We start from the raw sequence: 18,962 nt of genomic DNA, 5'->3' as shown, positions 1-18,962 counted from the left end.
GCCGGCGTGGGCACCATCGCGGGCACGGGCTTCCGCGACGCACTGACGGACATCTCTTCCCTGAACTACATAGCTCTGGGCTTCATCATCACCGTGACTTCCGCCGTTGTCTGTGGCCTCGGCGGGATGTGGCTGCTGCGCCTGAAGTGGGACGAGGCAATGGGCATGGCCGCGGGCTTATCCACCAACCCCGCGGTGATTAGTTACCTCAACGATCAGGCGGACACGGAGCTGCCCATGCGCGGCTACGCCACCGTCTACCCGGCAGCGATGATCGGCAAGATCATCGGCTGCCAGATGCTACTGCTGATGCTGCTGTAACCCAGCACCAGCACTGGTGCTGGTGTCTATTACAGGTCCTGCGCTGCGGCACGCTGCGGCAACACGCGCGGGCGCACGCCGGCGATCTCCTCGACAATGCGGATCACCTGGTTGGAGTAGCCGAACTCGTTGTCGTACCAGACGTACAGCACCAGGTGGTTGCCGTTCGCAATGGTGGCTAGGCCGTCGACGATGCCCGCGTGGGTGGTGCCGACGAAGTCGGTAGAGACGACCTCCGGGGACTTAATGAAGTCGATCTGCTGGCGCAGCGTGGAGTGCAGGGAGACGCGGCGCAGGAAGTTGTTCACCTCGTCGGCCTCGACATCCTGGTTCAGGGTCAGGTTCAGCACTGCCATGGAGACGTCCGGGGTGGGCACGCGGATGGCGTTGCCCGTCAGCTTGCCCGCGAACTCCGGCAGGGCCTTGGCCACGGCCTTTGCCGCGCCCGTGGCGGTGAGCACCATGTTCAAGCCCGCAGCGCGGCCACGGCGGTCGCCCTTGTGGAAGTTGTCGATCAGGTTCTGATCGTTGGTGAAGGAGTGCACGGTCTCCACGTGGCCGTGTTCCACACCGTAGCGGTCGTTGATGACCTTCAGCACCGGGGTAATGCCGTTGGTAGTACAGGACGCCGCAGACAGAATGCGATCATCCTCAGTGATGTCGCCGTGGTTGATGCCGTAGACGATATTCTTGATGTCGCCCTTGCCCGGGGCAGTCAGCAGAACCTTGGAGACACCCTTGGCCTCCAGGTGCTGAGACAGGCCATCCCGGTCACGCCACACGCCAGTGTTATCCACCACGATTGCGTCGTTGATGCCGTATTCGGTGTAGTCGATCTCCGCCGGGTTGTTGGCGTAGATGATGCGGATCGGGGTGCCGTTGGCCCAGATCGTGTTGTTTTCCTCGTCCGTGGTGATCGTGCCGTCGAAAGCTCCGTGGACGGAGTCGCGGCGCAGCAGAGAGGCGCGCTTGATCAGGTCGCCCTCGCCCTTGGAACGGACGACGACGGCACGCAGGCGCGCACCGCCATAGGTGGCCTCACGGGCAACCAAGATGCGGGCCAGCAGGCGGCCGATGCGACCGAAGCCGTAGAGGACGATGTCGCGGGGCTCAACCTGCTCCGGGCCGCCGATGACCTCCGCCAGCTCGCGCTCCAGGTACTCGCGCAAGGTCAGCCCCTCGGAGTCCTTGTTGTAGCGGCTGGCCAGGGATCCAATGTCGATGGAGGCAGTGCCCAGGTCCATCTCCACCAGCTCGCGCAGCACGGGCAGAGTCTGCTCCAGCGGCAGCTCCTTTTCCACCACACGGCGGGCGTAGCGGTGGGACTTGATGATGTCAATATCGGTGACGTTGACAAGCAGCCGGCCGAAGATGGAAGTCACCACGTTCTTGTCGCGGTGCAGGCGGCTGATCAGCGGCAGCATCTCCTGCGCCAGGGCCAGCCGCTCGTTCCAATCGCTGTGCAGAGCACTCTTGGTGTGTGCGTTGTCGGTCATCTTTACCTCACTACCTCACTGGAAGTAATTGTTTTGCGAATATTCGGGGGGTTACCCTCTTACCCCCTGAAGTCTAGTTGCCCCCAGCCTTACACCCGCTATTACGGGGGCGATAAGGGGTAGACGTTTATTCTGGGAATATGACTAACTCTTCTGCATCCAGCAATCCCCAACCCAGCGACGTAGAAATCGCACAGGCCCACACTCTGGAGCCCATCACCACGATCGCGGAGCGCGCCGGCATCCCGGAGGCCGCTTTGATCCCCTACGGCCGGACAAAGGCCAAGATCGACGTTCCCGCTTTGCGGGCGGAGCGTGAGGGCGTCAATAAGAAGGGCAAGCTCGTGCTCGTGACCGCAATGAGCCCGACCCCCGCGGGCGAGGGCAAGTCCACCGTACTGATCGGCCTGGCGGACGCGGTGCGCGCGGCTGGGCGCCAGACGATGGTGGCGATCCGTGAGCCCTCCCAGGGGCCGGTCATGGGCATCAAGGGTGGCGCGGCCGGCGGCGGCTATGCGCAGATCGTGCCGATGGAGGACATTAATCTGCACTTCACCGGCGACATGCACGCCATTACCGCCGCGACGAACACCCTGGCCGCGATGGTGGACAACCACGTGCAGCACGGCAACGCACTGGGCATCGACCCGCGGCGGGTGACGTGGCGGCGCTGCCTAGACGTCAATGACCGATCGCTGCGCCACGTGGTCACGGGCCTCGGCGGGCCGGGCCAAGGCACTCCGCGCGAGGGCGGATTCGACATCACGGCGGCCAGCGAGATCATGGCGATCCTCTGCCTGGCCACGGACCTGGAGGATCTGAAGAAGCGCATCGGGCGCATCGTGGTGGGCCAGACTTATGACCGCCAGCCTGTCACCGCGGGTGACCTGAAGTGCGCGGGTGCTATCACCGCCCTGCTGCGCGACGCGATCAACCCGAACCTGGTACAGACCCTGGGTGGCACCCCTGCCCTGGTGCATGGCGGGCCTTTCGCCAACATCGCGCACGGCTGCACCTCGCTGATCGCCACCACCACGGCGCTGGATCTGTCGGAGGTTGTGCTGACCGAGGCCGGCTTCGGCAGCGACCTGGGTGCGGAGAAGTTCTTCGACATCAAGTCCCGCGCAGGCGGCCTCGACGTCGCCGCGACGGTCGTGGTGGCCACCATCCGCTCGCTGAAGCACAACGGCGACTCCGTACTGAAGGCCGGTCTGGCCAACCTGGAGCGCCACGTCAGCAACATCCGCAAGTTCGGCGTGGAGCCCGTGGTCGCGCTAAACCTGTTTAGCTCTGATACCGCCACTGAGCGCGCTCAGGTTGCCGACTGGGGCGAGCAGTTCGGTGTGCGCGTGGTGGAGTGCAACGTGTGGGCTGAGGGCGGTGCCGGCGCGGCGGATCTGGCCTCTGCGGTGTTGGAGGTCGTCGATGGTGTTTCTGATGAGGACGCCCCCAGCTCCAGCCACCAGATCTATCAGCCCGTCGATGGCGTGGAAGCCACCCTGCACACGCTTGCCACGGAGATCTACGGCGCGGCGGACGTGCAGTTCGGCCCGCAGGCCGTGAAGGACCTGGCGTTTCTGAAGGACAACGGCTGGGACAAGCTGCCGGTGTGCGTGTCGAAGACGCAGTACTCCTTCAGCGATGACCCCAAGGCCCTGGGTGCGCCGAGCGGCCACACCCTGCACGTCCGCGAGCTGGTGCCGCGCATCGGCGCCGGATTCGTCGTGGCACTCACTGGCGACGTGATGACTCTGCCAGGGCTGCCGAAGAAGCCCGCGGCCGAGCGTATTGATGTGAACACGCAGGGGATTATTTCTGGCCTGTTCTAAGAGCCAAAGGGCGTAGGCTTTATTTCGTGCATAAAACTCAAACGCTCACGAAGAAGCCCCCTCGCCCGGTATTCGACCGTGGCCCGCGCCCCTATATGCGCGGCCGGTTGCACACCGCCGCTGCGTGGTATTTCGGCGGCATGGGCACGGCGCTGACCATCGTTGCGGCCTCCAAGTTTCACCTGTCCTGGATGACCTTTGCCACGGCGCTGTACGCACTGTGCCTGGCCGGGATGCTCACCGTCAGTGCGCTGTACCACCGCGTGCCGTGGCGATCCGAGGGTGCGGTGAACAGTTGGCGGCGCGCCGACCACGCCATGATCGCGGTCTTCATCGCCGGAACCTACGGGCCGGTGACGGTCGGTGCTTTTGGCGCGCGATGGTTCACTGGCTGGGGCTGGTTTAACACCGGCGGGCTGTGGATCTTGGCCGTGTGCTGGCTGGCCGCCGCCGCGGCAGTAGTACTGAATCTGGTGTGGATTGATCACCCGCGGTGGCTGGATGCCACCACGTACCTCACCCTCGGCTGGCTGGCTGCCATCGGTGCCGTGGGCTACTACCAGCAGTTGGGTGTGGCCGTGAGCCTGCTGATGCTGCTGGGCGGGATCGTCTACTCCCTCGGCGCGGTGATCTACGCCAAGCAGTGGCCCAACCCCTCCCCGCGCTGGTTTGGATTCCACGAGGTATTCCACGCCGCCACGATCCTGGCGGCGCTACTACACCACATCGCTATCTGGATCCTGGTGCTGCGCTAGACCCTATTTTTGGCACCTACTTCTTGCGCTTCTTCTCGCGCACACGCACCGCGATGCGCACCGGCGATCCTTCAAAGCCAAAGGCCTCGCGCAACTTGCGCTCCAGGAAGCGGCGGTAGCCGTGCTCCAGGAAGCCCGTGGTGAACAGCACGATCACCGGCGGCTTGGTGGAAGCCTGGGTGGCAAACAGCACGCGCGGCAGGCGGCCGCCACGCATCGGCGGCGGGGTTTCCGCAATCACCGCACGCAGCCAGGTATTCAGCTGACCGGTGGAGATGCGCTGATCCCAGCTCTCCAGAGCCTCGATCATCGCGGGCTCCAGCTTCTGCAGCGCGCGGCCGGTCTTGGCGGAAATGTTCACGCGGCGAGCCCACGGGACGTGGGAAAGCTGCAACTCGATCTCGCGCTCCAGTAGTTCGCGACGGTCCTCATCCACCAGATCCCACTTGTTGTAGGCCACCACCAGGGCACGCCCCGAGTCGAGGATCATGCGAAGCACTCGCTGATCCTGTTCGGCGATGGGTTCGCTGGCGTCAACAAGAAAGACCGCGACCTCAGCCGCGTCGATGGCAGAGCGGGTGCGCAGCGAGGCGTAGAACTCGTGGCCGCGCGCGTGCTTCGTCTTCTTGCGAATACCGGCGGTATCCACGAACTTCCAGGTCTTTTCCTCCAGCTCCACGATGGAATCAACCGGGTCGACAGTGGTGCCCGCAACGTTGTTGACCACGGAGCGCTCCTCGCCCGTGATCTTGTTCAGCAGGGAGGACTTGCCCACGTTCGGGCGACCGACCAGGGCCACGCGGCGCGGGCCGGAAACTACCGAAAGCTCGCGCGGGTGCTCCGGGAAGACGCGCAGAACCTCGTCCATGACGTCCGCCGCGCCCTTGCCGTGCTGGGCAGAAACCGGGTACGGGTTATCCAGGCCCAGCGCCCAGAACTCGGCGACGTCGCCCAGCTGCGCATCCGCATCGCACTTGTTGGCCACCACGATCACGGGCACCTTACTGCGCTGCAGCTTGCGGGCGATGACCTCGTCCGTGGAGGTGATGCCGACCTTCGAGTCGACCACGAAGACGATCACATCGGCGGTTTCCATGGCGGTCTCCGCCTGGCGGGCGATGGCGGCGTGGATGCCCTTCGCGTCCGGGTCCCAGCCGCCCGTATCCTGCACCCAGAAGCGGCGGCCGGACCACTCGCCCAGGTAGGAAATACGGTCGCGGGTGACGCCCGGGAAGTCCTCCACCACGGCCTCGCGGCGGCCGATGAAACGGTTCACCAGGGTGGACTTGCCCACGTTCGGGCGGCCGACGATGGCAACAGTGCACAGGGCCTCCTGCTCTGCCTCCTCGTCGCCGAGCACGCCGAAGGCTTCCTCCAGGGCTTCCCAGTCCTCGTCGGATTCCGGCATGTCGCCGCCGCCCTCGAGGGTAAAGTCGTCCGGGCCGGTGATGAAGAACTCTTCGGGGCCGGACTCGTCATCGTCGTACTCGGAGAACTCGGCGACGGAGAAATCGGACTCCCCCAGGACCTCGCCATCGGCGGTACGGAAGATCAGCTCCGCCGGGGAATCCAGGCTGTCCGGCTTAGCGCTGGCCAAGGTCAGCTGCGCCAGCTTCTCCAGCACTTCGTCGATGTCCATCTCGCCGGTGTCCACAATCACGGCATCCTCTGCCGGGCGGAGCGGAGAGGTCTTGCGGGAAGAATCGGCCTCATCACGGCGCTGCACATCCGCGAGTACAGCCTCGTAGTCCGCCTCTCGGCCGGCTTCCAGGTCCTGATCGTATCGGCGCTGAGCCCGCACCTCGGCGGAGGCCGTCATGAAGATCTTCACTGGGGCGTCCTCAAGAACCACAGTTCCAATGTCGCGGCCCTCGACCACGCAGCGACCGGCGGCGAAGGCCAGAGACCGCTGCAGGGCCACCAGGTTCTCGCGCACTTCCGGGATGGCGGCGACGGCGGAGACGTGCGCGGTGACCTCGGGGCCGCGGATCTCGCCGGAAACGTCGGTGCCGTCCAGCAGCACCTCGGTGGAGGCGGGATCCTCGTTGATCTCCAGCGGCAGGTCGGCAGTAGCGGCGATGATCGCCTCGCGCGCGGACTCCTCGGAAGGGTCGATACCCTGGCGCAGGACATGCAGCGTGGCCACCCGGTACATAGCGCCGGTATCCAGGTATTTCGCGTCCGCGGCGGTGGCCAGGCGGCGGCAGACGGTGGACTTGCCGGTGCCGCTCGGGCCGTCGACGGCGACGATCAGGCCGCCGTCCTCAATGTTCTTTACGCTGGCGAGCTGATCCAGCGCGGAGCCGGGCTCGTAGAAAGGTGCGTTCGTCATAGAAAGGTCGTTCCCCTAAATAATTGTGTGTTTATGTCGGCTGTTCTAGCTGCGCTGGCTGGTTACCGGCTCGTTGCTGGCTAACTACAGCCCGACCTTCTTGTACATGCTCTGTAATTCCGCCTGGTTCAGCGCGCGGATCGTACCCGGCTTCTGCTCGCCCAGCTGCACGGTGTGGATCTTGGTGCGTACCAGCGCCTGCACCGGGAAGCCGGCCTCCTTCAGCATGCGGCGCACGATGTGCTTGCGCCCCTCGTGCAGCTCCACCTTAATCAGCGACTTGCCTTGCCACACGTCTACGATCTGCACGCTGTCGGCGCGGGCAATGCCATCGTCCAGCTCCACGCCGTCCTTCAGCTCGCGGATCAGCTTGCGGCTCGCCTCGCCCAGCACGGTGGCCATGTAGGTCTTCTTCACCTCGTACTTAGGGTGCATCAGGCGGTTGGCCAGCTCGCCGTCGTTGGTGAGCAGCAGCAGGCCTTCGGTCTGGGCGTCCAGGCGGCCGACGTGGAACAGCCCCTGGCCTTCCTTCAGGCGCGTACCCACCAAGTCTCCCACGCACGGACGGCCCAGGTCGTCGCTCATCGTGGAATGCACGCCGCGGGGCTTGTTCAGCACGAAATAGACCATCTCTTCATTGACCTGCACACGCTCGCCATCCACGCGGACGATGTCCACGCTCGGGTCGATGCGGGTGCCCATCTTCACCACGACTTCGCCGTTTACTTCCACGCGACCGGCTGCGATGAGCTTCTCGCTCATGCGGCGGCTTGCCACACCCGCAGAGGCCAGCACCTTCTGCAGGCGCACCTGGGCCTTCTCCGAATCTGGCTTGTTGAGGGCGGCCTCTGCCTCCTGCGCCGTCACGTGCTGGCGCTTGGCGGGCTTGGCCTGGGATAGGTAGATGTCTTTCGGAGCGGTCTCCGGTGTGCCGTCTCGGCGAGCGGGTGTGTCCACGGTGTTTGTAGCCCTTCGAACTAAAATCTTGAATTATCAGCCCGAACTATACCCCTCAACCTGCTTAATTGTCGATATTGTCCAGGCTGTCGATGCTGTCCACTTCCGGCAGCAGCGGCGCCAGATCCGGCAGTTCCTCCAGCGATTCGATGCCGATCTGTTCCAAGAAAAGCTCGGTCGTGGAGTACAGGTGCGCGCCACCCTGCTCTCCCGTCTCTGCGATCAGCCCGCGCAGGGAAAGGGTGCGCATCACGCCGTCGCAGTTCACACCGCGCACCGCCGCCACCTGGCTGCGTGTGACGGGCTGCCGGTAGGCCACCACCGCCAGGGTCTCCAGGGCCGCGCGGCTCAGGCGTTGTTGGGTGCCATCCAGCAGCTTGGCCTCCACCACGTCCGAGTTCGCGCGCCGCGTGTACAGCCGGAAGGATCCCTCGTGTTCACGCAGCTCAAAGCCATTTCCACGGGCTTCGTACTCCGCCGCGATCTCGTGGAGGATGCGCGCCACTTCGGCTTCTGGCACCGCGTTCTCCTCGTTGGAAAGCACGCGGGCGAGCTCTGTGGGCGTCACTGCCTCGTCGCTTACCAGCAGCAGCGATTCCACGCGGCTGCGCAGCAGCGACACCTGCGGCAGCGGCGCGGGGTTGGGGTTTAGATCGCTCATGGTGTGTGCCTTTCTGTTCTTTCTTTGTGACGCCTACTCCCAGTTGCTGGCCGCCACCACCGCCGGGTCGACATCCAGCCCGGTCCAAGCCACCGACATGTCCTGCAGCGGCTCGGGCTGTTCGATGCCTATGGCGCGGGCCTTGTACAGCTCCAACAGTGCCAGGAAGCGGCCTACGACGATCATGTTCAGCTCCGCGTCGGCGATGAGCGCCCCGAAGGTCACCCAGGTGTTCTCGCCGGCGACCTTGAGGGTATTGAGAATCCGCCCGGCCTGCTCCGGCACGGAAACCGCAACCTGGTGGATGTGTCCGGTCTCCACGTGGTCAGGCTTGGGGCGGAACACGGCCGCAGCCAGCTCGGCGAACTCGTCGGCGGTCTTGCCGATCTTCACCTCCGGCAGCAGGTTTGCGTGGTGTTCCTCCAGGGACAGGGTCGCCGGGTAGGCGCGGGCGGCGTCGCGTTGCCAGTCGGAGAAAAGATCGGCGACCTGCTTGTAGGCGCGGTACTGCAGCAGGCGGGCGAATAGCAGGTCGCGGGTTTCCAGTAGTGCGAGGTCTTCCTCGCTATCCACCTCGCCGCGCGGCACCAGGCGGGCTGCTTTGAGGTCCAGCAGCGTGGAGGCCACCACCAAAAACTCCGTGACCTCGTCCAGGTCCTCGGCGCTGGAGCTCAAGTTCTTGGTGTAGGCGATGAACTCGTCGGTGACCTGTGCCAGGGCGACCTCGGTGATGTCCAGCTTGTGCGAATGAATGAGCTGCAGCAGCAGGTCGAACGGGCCGTCGAAGTTAGCCAACGCCACCCGGAAGCCAGTGATCTCCGGCTGCTCGGCCTGCTCTGGCTCCTGCACGGGCTGGCTAGATTTGCTGAGCGACGCGCTCAATGACTTCCTTCGCCAGATTCGAATACTGCACCGCGCCGGACGAGCTCGGCGCCCAGGTGTTGATCGGCTCGCCGGCCACCGAGGTCTCCGGGAAGCGCACGGTGCGGGTGATGACGGAGTCGAAGACCTTGTCCCCGAACGCCTCCACCAGCCGCTCCATCACCTCGCGGGCGTGGAGGGTTCGGCGGTCGAACATCGTCACCAGGATGCCCAGCACCTCGAGCTTAAAGTTCAGGCGGTCGCGGACCTTATCCACCGTGTCCATCAGCAGCGCCAGGCCACGTAGCGAAAAGTACTCGGACTCCACCGGAATGATCACCGAATCCGCACAGCTCAGCGCGTTGACCGTCAGCAGACCCAAGGACGGCTGGCAGTCGACGATGATGAAGTCGTAGTCGCGCATCACGGGCCGCAGCGCGCGGGCCAGGGCTTGCTCACGGCCGACCTCGTTGACCAGCTGGATCTCCGCAGCCGACAGGTCGATATTCGCCGGAACGACGTCCAGACCGTCGACGGGGCTGGAGTGGATGGCGTCAAGAATAGAGGCAGAAGAATCGACCAACAGGTTATAGACCGTAACGTCCAACTCGTCGTGGCTAATACCCAGACCAGCGGACAGTGCGCCCTGCGGGTCCAAGTCCACCAGCAGCACCTTGCGGCCGAACGCGGCCAGCGAGGCACCGATGTTGATCGTAGAGGTGGTCTTGCCCACCCCGCCCTTCTGGTTGCACATCGCGATGATAGAAGCCGGGCCGTGGCGATCCAACGGCTCGGGGTCCGGCAGCTCCTTGATCGGTCGTCCGGTCAGGCCGATGCGCTGATCGGGCTTATCAAACAACGCATCCGCGTGTGACTGTGAACGTGACATCGGCGATCCCGTCAAGCCCTTTCCCTTGATTGTGATCAATAGCCTTTAATTACACCCTAGAGATTATCAGGCGCACTAGGTACGGGGGTGAGATGAGGCCCAAATTTCCCTCAAGTGCTCAGGGCTGACCTTGGTGTAAATCTGCGTGGTAGCCACGCTAGCGTGCCCGAGAAGTTCCTGCACCACACGAATATCCGCGCCACCCTCCAGCAGGTGCGTGGCGAAGCTGTGGCGCAAGCTGTGCGGCGAAACATGCTCCAGCCCCGCCGCCTCCGCCGCCTGCGAAACGATCTTGAAACCCGATTGGCGGCCAAGGCGCGCCCCGCGGTTGTTGAGGAACAGCGCCGGGCTGCCCTTCTTGTTCAGGCTCGGCCGCGCCCGCACCAGGTAGCGCTCCACTGCCTCCAGCGCGGGGCGCCCCAGCGGGACGATGCGTTCCTTGCCGCCCTTGCCGCGCACCAGCAGCACGCGCTGTTCGCGGTCGAGGTCATCGACGTCGAGGTCTAGTAGCTCGGTGATGCGCGCGCCGGTCGAGTAGAGCATCTCGAGCAGCGCACGGTCGCGGATGTTTATTTGGGACGCCCCGTCGCCCGCCGGCACCGCGTTCAGCAAAGCCTCTACCTGTGCCAGGCTTAGGGCCTTCGGGATGGAACCGCCCAACGAAGGCGTGGGAACGTCCGCCGCAACGTCGAAGGGCAGGCGACCGTCGGCATGGGCGAAGGAATGCAGGCCGCGGATCGCCGCCAGCCCGCGAGCGGCGGAGGACGCCGCGAGGTTCAGATCCTTACGGAGGTAAACCAGGTGATCCTCGATGTCTGTGGCGGTGACGTCCTGCAGCGCCTTGGCCCCTAGCCACTCCAGGTAGCGGTCGAGGTCGCGCTGGTAGTTCGACAGCGTGTGAACGGAGACATCGCGCTCGGTCTTTAGATGCCGGATATAGGCAGTGACGAGCTTGCGGTTGACTTCTGCGCTCAACGGATAAACTTCATGTCCGAGCCGGGCTTGGCTTCCGCGCTGGCGGAGCGGCGATCGGCGAGGCCGGAGTGATAGTTGAAAGGCTCTGAAACGTCCCGGCGGGTACCAGCGGCCAGGTGCAGCAGGGCGATGGTGGCGATGGAGTTTTCCACCTTGCCCGTCTGCACCCACTCAATGGCTTCGGGGATCGGCACCCAGCGGGTTTCAATCTCCGCCTCCTCGAACTCGGCCTCCGGCAAGTCGAAGTCGGAGAGGTCATCGTCCAAGTCTTCGGCCAGGTAGACGCGGCACATTTCTTCACTGAAGCCCGGGGAGGTCACGACATCCCCCAGCAGGTGCCAGTTGTGGGCGCGCAGGCCAGCTTCCTCGGCCAGCTCACGGCGGGCAGCCTCCAGGGGATCCTCCCCCACCAGATCCAGCAGGCCGGCGGGGATCTCCCACAGGTGGCGGCCCACGCCGTGGCGGTACTGGCGGATCATCATCACGTGGTTATCGCGCACGGCGGCGACCGCGACTGCGGAGAAGTGCTCCACGATCTCGCGCTTCGCCTCGCCGGTGGCGGTGGTGATCGTATCGCGGCGCACGCCGATGATCGGCGCGTCCAGCAGCAGCTCGCTATCTACAACGCGGTACGGGGTGCTGTCGTTGCTCATGACTCCCTAGTGTAGGAGCACTGGATTAGGAGCGCCGGTCTAGGAGCGCTCAGCCTGGTGCTTCAGCGCAGCGTCCACCAGCCCCTGGAACAGTGGGTGGGAACGGGTCGGGCGGGACTTGTACTCCGGGTGAGCCTGGGTGGCCACGAAGTACGGGTGCACGTCCTTCGGGTACTCCACGAACTCCACCAGGGTGCCGTCCGGGGAGGTACCGGAGAACTGCAGGCCAGAGCCCTCGGTGATCTGCTCGCGGTATGCGTTATTCACCTCGTAACGGTGGCGGTGGCGCTCCGAGACGTCGGTGGCGCCGTACATCTCAGCGACCAGGGAGCCTTCGGCCAGACGCGCCGGGTAGGCCCCCAGACGCATGGTTCCGCCCAGGTCCGCCTCGCCCGACACAGCTGCCTTCTGCTCCTCCATGGTGGAGATCACAGGGGTGGAGGCGTTGGCGTCAAACTCGGTAGAAGAAGCATCGGTGAGCCCCGCGGTGCGCGCGGCCTCGATCACGATGCACTGCAGGCCCAGGCAGATGCCCAGCAACGGCAGCTTGTTCTTGCGGGCGTAGGTGATGGCGCCGATCTTGCCTTCGATGCCGCGGTTGCCGAAGCCACCGGGGATGACCACACCGTCGACATCCTTCAGAGCCTCTGCCGCGCCCTTCTCGGTTTCGCACTCGTCGGAGGCGATCCACTTCACGTTGGCACGCACGTTAGCGCCGAAACCGCCGGCGCGGATGGCTTCCGCGACGGAGAGGTACGCATCCGGCAGGTCGATGTACTTGCCGACGATGCCGATGGTCACCTCGCCCTGCGGGTTGTGGACGCTCTCCAGCAGGTTGCCCCAGGTCGTCCAGTCCACGTCACGGAACGGCAGGTTCAAGCGGCGGATGATGTAGTTATCCAGGTGCTGGGAGTGCAGCACCTTCGGGATGTCGTAAATGGAAGGCGCATCCGGGCAGGAAACCACGCCGTCCTCATCCACGTCGCACATCAGGGCAATCTTGGACTTCATGGCCTGCGGGACCTCACGGTCGGCGCGCAGGACGATTGCATCCGGGACGATACCGATGCTGCGCAGCTCCGCGACGGAGTGCTGGGTCGGCTTCGTCTTCAGCTCGCCCGACGGCGCCAGGTAAGGCACCAGGGAAACGTGGATGAAGGCGATGTTCTCGCGGCCGGCCTCGTGCCGAACCTGGCGGATGGCCTCCAAGAAGGGCTGGGATTCGATGTCGCCGACAGTGCCGCCGATCTCGCTGATGACGACGTCCGGCGCCTGGCCGCTCTTATCCGGCTGGCCCATCGCCAGCACTGCCGCCTTGATCTCGTCGGTGATGTGCGGGATCACCTGGACGGTCTTGCCCAGGAACTCACCGCGGCGCTCCTTGGCGATGACGTTGGAGTACACCTTGCCGGTGGTTACGTTGCCAGCGGCGGAGAGGTTGCGATCCAGGAAACGCTCGTAGTGGCCGAGGTCCAGGTCTGTCTCCGCACCATCCTCGGTGACGAACACTTCGCCGTGCTCGAAGGGGTTCATGGTGCCCGGATCAACGTTGAGGTACGGATCCAGCTTCTGCATCGTTACGCGCAGGCCACGGGAGGACAGCAGCTGCCCTAGGCTTGCTGCCGTGAGCCCCTTGCCCAGCGAGGACGCCACACCGCCGGTGACGAAGATGTATTTAGTGCTGTTCTTTGCACGATTAGTGGCCAAGGTAACTCCCGAATCAACGACGCTTAAACTTCGCTATCTACGGGGTTTCAGCCTAACACAAGCCTATTCCGGCGTAGCATCCGACGCGTTCGCAGCAGCCCCGTAGTGCCCCGCCTTGCCGTCCTTCTGCTGGCCCAGCGCGCGGATTGCAGCGATGCGGCCTGCGACGGTGTCCACGTTGTCCACGGTGGAGACGGCCTCCTTCGCAGTCCGGTCTGCACGAACCTGGCCCACCGCGCCGTCTTCCTCTGCGCTGCCTGCCTGGGCGGCCAGAACGGCGCCCTTCATGCGGGAATCTAAGCCTGCGGCGAAGTCGGCGACGAACTTCGTTCCGTAGTTACCGCGGTCCTTGTCGTCGGCGGTATCCCCACCTACGACCAGAGCCAGGTCGGCAGTCTTCGGAGCCTCTCCTTGGTAGGCGATAAAGTCCTCGTTGGATAGTGCGCCCAGGGTCACGCCCCGGTCCGATTCACTGGCTTCCTTGTCGCCGGCGCCCAGTGCCGCGCCCAGCAGCTGGCCGGTGTGCATACCCGGGTCCAGCTTGTCTTCCGAGAGCTTCGCGCCAGCCGGCAGGGAGTTCGCCGCAATGGACTTCAGAGAGTCTCCATTGTTGGCGTCCAGCGCCTTCTCCGTCACCTCGATCACACCGTGGACTTCCCCACCGGCCATTTTTACCAGGCGCTGGAGACTGTCGACGTTGGCCTGGTCGGCGTCCGGAAGCACAAAAAGGTTTACCGACGAACCGCGCAACAGGTTGCGCACCGCCGGGCCCGCGACGGAGCCCAGAACCTTGTCGCTGGCGGTGGACTGTCCCTCAGCCTTCTCGCGCGCGGTTTGCTCGCTCTTCAGCTCCTGCTCGGCGGAGGAATCCTTTGCCACAGGCCCGCCCGGCACGTTCGGGGCGAGGGCGAAAAAGCCCAGTGCAGTGCCGACGGCCACGCCGAAGCCCAGGCCGGCGATCACTCTGCCGGCGGACCCCTTCGAGTTCTTGCTCATGCTTATGCCTCTTGTCTCCCTGCTATTCCTGCGTTAATTCTTGAACAGATCCTGCACGCTCAGCGCGAAGTTGTTCCAGGTGTCCACGAGGTTGTCCACGAAAGATCCATCGCCAGAGAAGCCGATGATCACAACGATGGCGGCCAGGGCGACCAGGATGCCCAGCAGCGCCCAGATCCAACCGCCGCCGGAGCGGGAGACGCGGTAGAGCTCCGCCACGGCGGTGGAGTCGACCAGGCGGGGGCCTACGCGCAGGCGGGTCATCAGGGCCGACGGGGTTTCCGGCGACTGGGCGCGCTGGAACACGCGGTCCAGGTCCTCCACCTCGCCGAGGCTTACCACCATGGATGCACCGTGGTAGTTGGCCAGCAGCAGCGCCAGGTCGGTCGGATCCTGGGTGGCGGCGGGGAAGGTCATGGCGCCCACGCCGAGGTCTTGGATGCGCTCCAGGCCAACCGCGTGGCCGTCCGGGTCTGCGGGCAGCACGACGGTGGCGCCGCAGCGCAGAGCCTCGTTGGAGATCTTCTCCGGGTCGCCGATGATCACGTTCGGGCGGTAGCCCTCCTGCATCAGGCTGTCGGCTGCGTTCTCCACGGCGACGATGATCGGCGAGTACTCGCGCATGAAGTAGCGCAGGTCCTTCAGCTTCTGCTCGATGTGCGTGTCGGGGCTAGCCACCAGCACCTTACGGTCGTCCATGTCCACGTCGACATCCGGGATGCCGAGGCCATCGACCAGCAGTGGGGCCTCGGAGCGGACGAACTCGGACATGTTGCCAGACAGGGCTTCCATGTGGTCGCCGAGCGCCTCGCGGGCGTCCTCGAAGCGGGTGGCGGCGGTATCCATATCCAGGATTTCGCCGCCACCGATGGAGCGGTCGCCGTAGTAGACCTTGCCCTCGTCAACGCGGCCCTTCTTGCCGTTCTTGACCTTGGAGAGCAGCTCCTCGCCGGCGTTTTCGATCAGCAAAATGTCTGCGTCGAGCATCATCTGCGGACCGAAGTTCGGCACCTGGCCGGTAGTGAACTGTTGTGCGTTCACCACGGCGGCTACGCGCGCGTCGATGAGCTTTTGGCAGTTAGCACGGTTGATATCGGGTTCGTCGACAATGGCAATGTCGCCCTCGGAGATCTTGGCCTTCGTAAATCCCTTGGGTCCGGTGAGGTCACGGGTGGCGCCGTTGATTCCGGGCTGGTCGCTGCGGGAGAAAATCATGCCCACCATTGTGGTGTTCATGTGGCCAGTGTTGCGTTAGGCGCGCCGGTGAAAGGCCGTTTTACTCTAGCGAATCACCTTCTTCACCGTTTGTTGCGCAGTGGCTCGGTCCTTGCCCCGGCTCTTTCGGTCGCGTGCCTTCTTCCCGGAAATCAGCGGATCCTCGCCACTGAGGAAAATACGCTGGAAGTACGAGCGATCCTGCTTGCCGAATGCAACCGCCGACCCGCGCAGACCAGTCTTCGCCCCCTTGGCTGCTCGGCCGATGCTTGTTCCTCTACCCATTACTGTGGACGCCACGTTCCCGCCGCCCTTCACTCCAGCACCGCCCTTAGCGCCAGCGGTTCCGTGGACTGCAGAGGTTGCTCCCTTGCCGGAGTTGGGAGTGTTCGCGTGCGCGTTCTCGCCGTGAGGGGCGTGGAGAGGGCTGGAGATTGCTTTCAGACTGCCCGGGAGGTTCGGGCGAGGTGCCGTGGTGGAGACGTTTCGCAAGTCCGCCTTCGGCGTGCCGGTGACGGAGTTTGCGCCGCTTCCGGAGCCGGCGCCTCCGCTGATACTGCGAAGCTGTGGGCCGCTCCCCCTGCCTCCCAGTTCACTGACCGCGCCGGGGCGCCCGGCTGCACCATTTCCGGCGCCGAAGCGATTCTGTGCGTTGATGAGGTTCCCCGTACCGGGCATGGAAGTACCACCCTGGCCGGGAACGGTTGGAGTGGCAGCGGCTGTGGCTGCTTGGTGCGGCGTGATCGTCGGCGCCTGTGCCGGTGATGTGATGCCTCCGGGCGCAAATCCGGGCGCCTGAGGTGCTGCTTTGGCCGCTGCGGGTTGGACGGGTGCAGGTGTGTTAGCCGGAGCGTGCAGGCCACCTGGTGCCGGAGCCGCGTGAGTGGCTGCGGGAGCTGCGGTGGGTTTAGGTGCATTCGTTGCCGCGGCGGCAGCTTGCTCGCCGTGGGCCGTGGCGCTTGCGGGAGAAACAGCATTTGTGTGGCCGTTGATGTGCGTGACCGTCGGTTGCGCGGAGGCGGTGGAGACGGTGGTGGCGTCCAGAGTTCCTCCGCCAGAGTGCCCAACGATCGGAACCCCGAGGTTGGAGACGGGAGGGCGCACCATCTCTAGGGATGGCTGCAGTTGCGAGGAAACGAAGTTGGCTACGGCGGCTTGTTCGGCGAGTAGGCGTTCTGCGGGATCGGCGATCAGTGAGGTTGTGGCTTGGATTGTTTCGAGAGCTTGCAGGTTGGTACTGCGGACGAGTGGGAACTGGCGGACGGACCCGGCCATTGCTGTGGTGTTGGAGGCGACGACGAGGCCGGTTTTGTGGACATCGTCGATCGCTTCGCGCGCTGTGTCGAAAGAATAGCCTTCAGAGGAGCTGGCCAGGCCAGTGGATGCGCTCTTGAGGTTATCCATGGAATCCTTGAGCGCCTTGGCTGCGTTCTCCCAAGAGTCTGCGACTGCGAGAGGCGCGGAATCGTCCCCCTGAAATGCCGTGATGAGCGATGCGAGCGGCATGGTGGCCTCCGCGACGGTCACTGGTGTGTTGTACATCAGGTTGTCGATCGACCGGGAATCGCGGGTTGGGATAAAAAATTTCCGCATCCTGTTGTCCGCGACCGAAACCTGGGAATTCACCTGATCGAAAGACTTCTTGCTGAAATACTCCTGCAGGTCGAAGCCTTCTAGTTGGTTGGAGAATACCTCCAACAGCCAGTTCACGTTAGAAGTGAGAATATCTACCACATTTTTGGCTGAACCTGACTGGCCACTCCAAAAAGTCCCATGCTGAGAGTAGGCGGCTTTTAGCGAGGGGACGCCAGTGTAAGTAGCCCCTGCTCTACTCTGAACATGAAAGTCATCCAGCGCCGCTTTAGCTTCCAGCAATGACTTCCTCACTCCACGCAAGGAAGATATATCAAACTTAAGCATTTCCCCACCCCATATAGTTTTTTTAATACGTTACAAAATTATCAAGAATTTGAAAGAATTTCTCGGATAAATTACACACCAGGCGAACATCTCCAGTAGCATCACCGGAAAGAAATCTCGCATAGATTATGGAAGATCCCTCTTCTTTAGCGACTCCACAATCATTTTCGTCTTCACCAGGATCAATCCCTACAAGCGAAACATCATTGCGCAGGAGCTGATAATTAACGCTTTTCTTGTTTTCCTCAAGATTTCGAGTGGGATCAATAGAAACATTGAACATTTCTTCAGAAAAGGGTCCCCTCACGCCCTCAGATTCAAAGAAGTAGCAGGTCCTTACCAACCCCTCGCTATTGGTATGTTCATGCTCAAACCCCACCTCCTCCATTCGCTCGATCACTTTCTCGTCGCACACATCCGGCAGACCAGCCAGCGGATCGTCCGGGGCCTTCCCCTCTAGCTTCGGAAGCTCGATGGGATCCCCCACGAACTTCTGCGATGCCCACACGTAGTGTTCCCACGGATCCGTCGGCTCGGTCTCGAACCACATCCCCTTGTGCCCTTCAGGTTTTAGCATACGGCCGTCGCCTTCGACCTCACCCGAACCCGAGTTATCCACAGGCCCGTCGCCTGTAGGTTGCTCCTCAGTTTCAGCAAAAGCGCCGGTCAGTGCAGGTTTATCCCCCTCGCTTCCACACGCAGTCAAAGCGAATCCAAAAAAAACTAGAAACACACTTGCCGCTACACGCTTCACCGTCTTAGCCCCCTCACACTGCACGCAGATCGCTGCGGGTGCGCACTCCCCCTTTTAACACAGCACTACTGTAGCGCCGATCACACCCCCGCGCCCGCTGGCAGAAAAATTTTTCTCTACAGCTCCGCTTTCGCGTCCGTAGCCATCGCCATCAGCTCTTCGGCGTGAGCCCGCCCCGTATCGGACTCCAAGCCTGCCAGCATGCGCGACAACTCCTCCGCCCGCTCATCCTCGCTAAGCGTGCGGACCGAGGAAGTCACCGAATCCGCGGAGGTCGCCTTAGCCACGTACACGTGGGCGTCGCCAAACGCAGCGACCTGGGGCAAGTGAGTAACAACGATGACCTGATTATCAACCGCCAACTTCGCCAGACGGCGTCCGATCTCCACGGCAGCTTTACCGCCAACGCCCGCATCGACCTCGTCGAAGACCATCGTCCGGCCGCCCTCCGTCCCCGCGGCCAACACGACCTCCAGCGCCAGCATCACGCGCGAAAGCTCACCGCCAGAAGCCGAACCCGCCAGCGGATTCACATTGCCACCCTGCACCAGCTGGAACTCCACCTCGTCGATGCCGTGCGGCCCCAGCTCACTGGCCTTCTCGCCCGCCTTTTCGCCAGGCTGCCGCACGTCGACGCGGAT

The 18,962-nt window shown here is 63.7% G+C and carries 15 protein-coding genes and 2 pseudogenes; 3 read left to right on the top strand and 14 right to left on the bottom strand.

The window, feature by feature from the left end; translation table 11 throughout:
* A pseudogene (locus Q0331_RS00535) lies at positions 1-321 on the top strand (transporter); the annotation flags it as partial.
* A 29-nt stretch (positions 322-350) separates the two neighbouring features.
* Here the strand turns inward: Q0331_RS00535 and Q0331_RS00530 are convergent.
* Positions 351-1,817 carry a glyceraldehyde-3-phosphate dehydrogenase gene (locus Q0331_RS00530; RefSeq protein WP_071056444.1) on the bottom strand — a complete coding sequence of 489 codons (1,467 nt, stop codon included), beginning with the start codon at positions 1,815-1,817 and terminating at the stop codon, positions 351-353.
* Between the two features lie 140 nt (positions 1,818-1,957).
* Here Q0331_RS00530 and Q0331_RS00525 point away from each other — a divergent pair, with 140 nt between their 5' ends.
* The gene (locus Q0331_RS00525) at positions 1,958-3,646 is read left to right on the top strand and encodes a formate--tetrahydrofolate ligase (RefSeq protein WP_298073918.1); all 1,689 of its coding nucleotides are present in this window, start codon (positions 1,958-1,960) and stop codon (positions 3,644-3,646) included.
* A gap of 26 nt (positions 3,647-3,672) precedes the next feature.
* Positions 3,673-4,401, top strand: a complete 729-nt coding sequence (locus Q0331_RS00520; RefSeq protein ID WP_298073916.1) for a hemolysin III family protein — start codon at positions 3,673-3,675, stop codon at positions 4,399-4,401.
* Between the two features lie 16 nt (positions 4,402-4,417).
* Here the strand turns inward: Q0331_RS00520 and der are convergent, their stop codons facing one another.
* From der to Q0331_RS00455, 13 genes and pseudogenes are all read right to left on the bottom strand, one after another.
* Positions 4,418-6,733 (bottom strand): bifunctional cytidylate kinase/GTPase Der, encoded by a 2,316-nt coding sequence (der, locus tag Q0331_RS00515; RefSeq protein ID WP_298073913.1) that lies wholly within the window; start codon positions 6,731-6,733, stop codon positions 4,418-4,420.
* 84 nt (positions 6,734-6,817) lie between these two features.
* Positions 6,818-7,690: a pseudouridine synthase gene (locus Q0331_RS00510; protein ID WP_296108713.1), complete on the bottom strand. Its 873-nt coding sequence runs from the start codon at positions 7,688-7,690 to the stop codon at positions 6,818-6,820.
* Positions 7,691-7,754: 64 nt separating this feature from the next.
* A complete protein-coding gene (gene scpB, locus Q0331_RS00505) occupies positions 7,755-8,351 on the bottom strand; it encodes an SMC-Scp complex subunit ScpB (RefSeq protein ID WP_298073911.1) in 597 nt (198 codons plus the stop codon).
* Positions 8,352-8,384: 33 nt separating this feature from the next.
* On the bottom strand, positions 8,385-9,200 hold the full coding sequence (locus tag Q0331_RS00500; RefSeq protein ID WP_298073909.1) for a ScpA family protein: 816 nt from the start codon (positions 9,198-9,200) through the stop codon (positions 8,385-8,387).
* Between the two features lie 7 nt (positions 9,201-9,207).
* A complete protein-coding gene (locus tag Q0331_RS00495; RefSeq protein WP_005294544.1) occupies positions 9,208-10,101 on the bottom strand; it encodes a ParA family protein in 894 nt (297 codons plus the stop codon).
* A gap of 75 nt (positions 10,102-10,176) precedes the next feature.
* Positions 10,177-11,076, bottom strand: coding sequence for a site-specific tyrosine recombinase XerD (locus Q0331_RS00490; RefSeq protein ID WP_298073907.1), 900 nt, complete (start codon positions 11,074-11,076; stop codon positions 10,177-10,179).
* Positions 11,073-11,729, bottom strand: a complete 657-nt coding sequence (locus Q0331_RS00485; RefSeq protein ID WP_298073905.1) for an NUDIX domain-containing protein — start codon at positions 11,727-11,729, stop codon at positions 11,073-11,075. Before Q0331_RS00485 ends, Q0331_RS00490 begins: the two co-directional genes overlap by 4 nt.
* Positions 11,730-11,768: 39 nt before the next feature.
* A complete protein-coding gene (locus Q0331_RS00480; protein ID WP_298073903.1) occupies positions 11,769-13,436 on the bottom strand; it encodes a CTP synthase in 1,668 nt (555 codons plus the stop codon).
* A gap of 63 nt (positions 13,437-13,499) precedes the next feature.
* The gene (locus tag Q0331_RS00475; protein ID WP_298073902.1) at positions 13,500-14,432 is read right to left on the bottom strand and encodes a copper transporter; all 933 of its coding nucleotides are present in this window, start codon (positions 14,430-14,432) and stop codon (positions 13,500-13,502) included.
* Positions 14,433-14,465: 33 nt separating this feature from the next.
* On the bottom strand, positions 14,466-15,668 hold the full coding sequence (gene steA / locus Q0331_RS00470; RefSeq protein ID WP_298073900.1) for a putative cytokinetic ring protein SteA: 1,203 nt from the start codon (positions 15,666-15,668) through the stop codon (positions 14,466-14,468).
* A 45-nt stretch (positions 15,669-15,713) separates the two neighbouring features.
* Positions 15,714-17,357 (bottom strand): hypothetical protein, encoded by a 1,644-nt coding sequence (locus Q0331_RS00465; RefSeq protein ID WP_298073898.1) that lies wholly within the window; start codon positions 17,355-17,357, stop codon positions 15,714-15,716.
* Positions 17,358-17,589: 232 nt separating this feature from the next.
* Positions 17,590-18,321: a hypothetical protein gene (locus Q0331_RS00460; protein WP_298073896.1), complete on the bottom strand. Its 732-nt coding sequence runs from the start codon at positions 18,319-18,321 to the stop codon at positions 17,590-17,592.
* Positions 18,322-18,437: 116 nt separating this feature from the next.
* Positions 18,438-18,962 (bottom strand): annotated as a pseudogene (locus Q0331_RS00455) (DNA repair protein RecN); the annotation flags it as partial.

This window comes from uncultured Corynebacterium sp., from assembly GCF_937999985.1.
GTDB lineage: Bacteria > Actinomycetota > Actinomycetes > Mycobacteriales > Mycobacteriaceae > Corynebacterium.
Note: the sequence above shows the minus strand (reverse complement) of the source record. Positions and strands in the feature narration are given on the sequence as shown.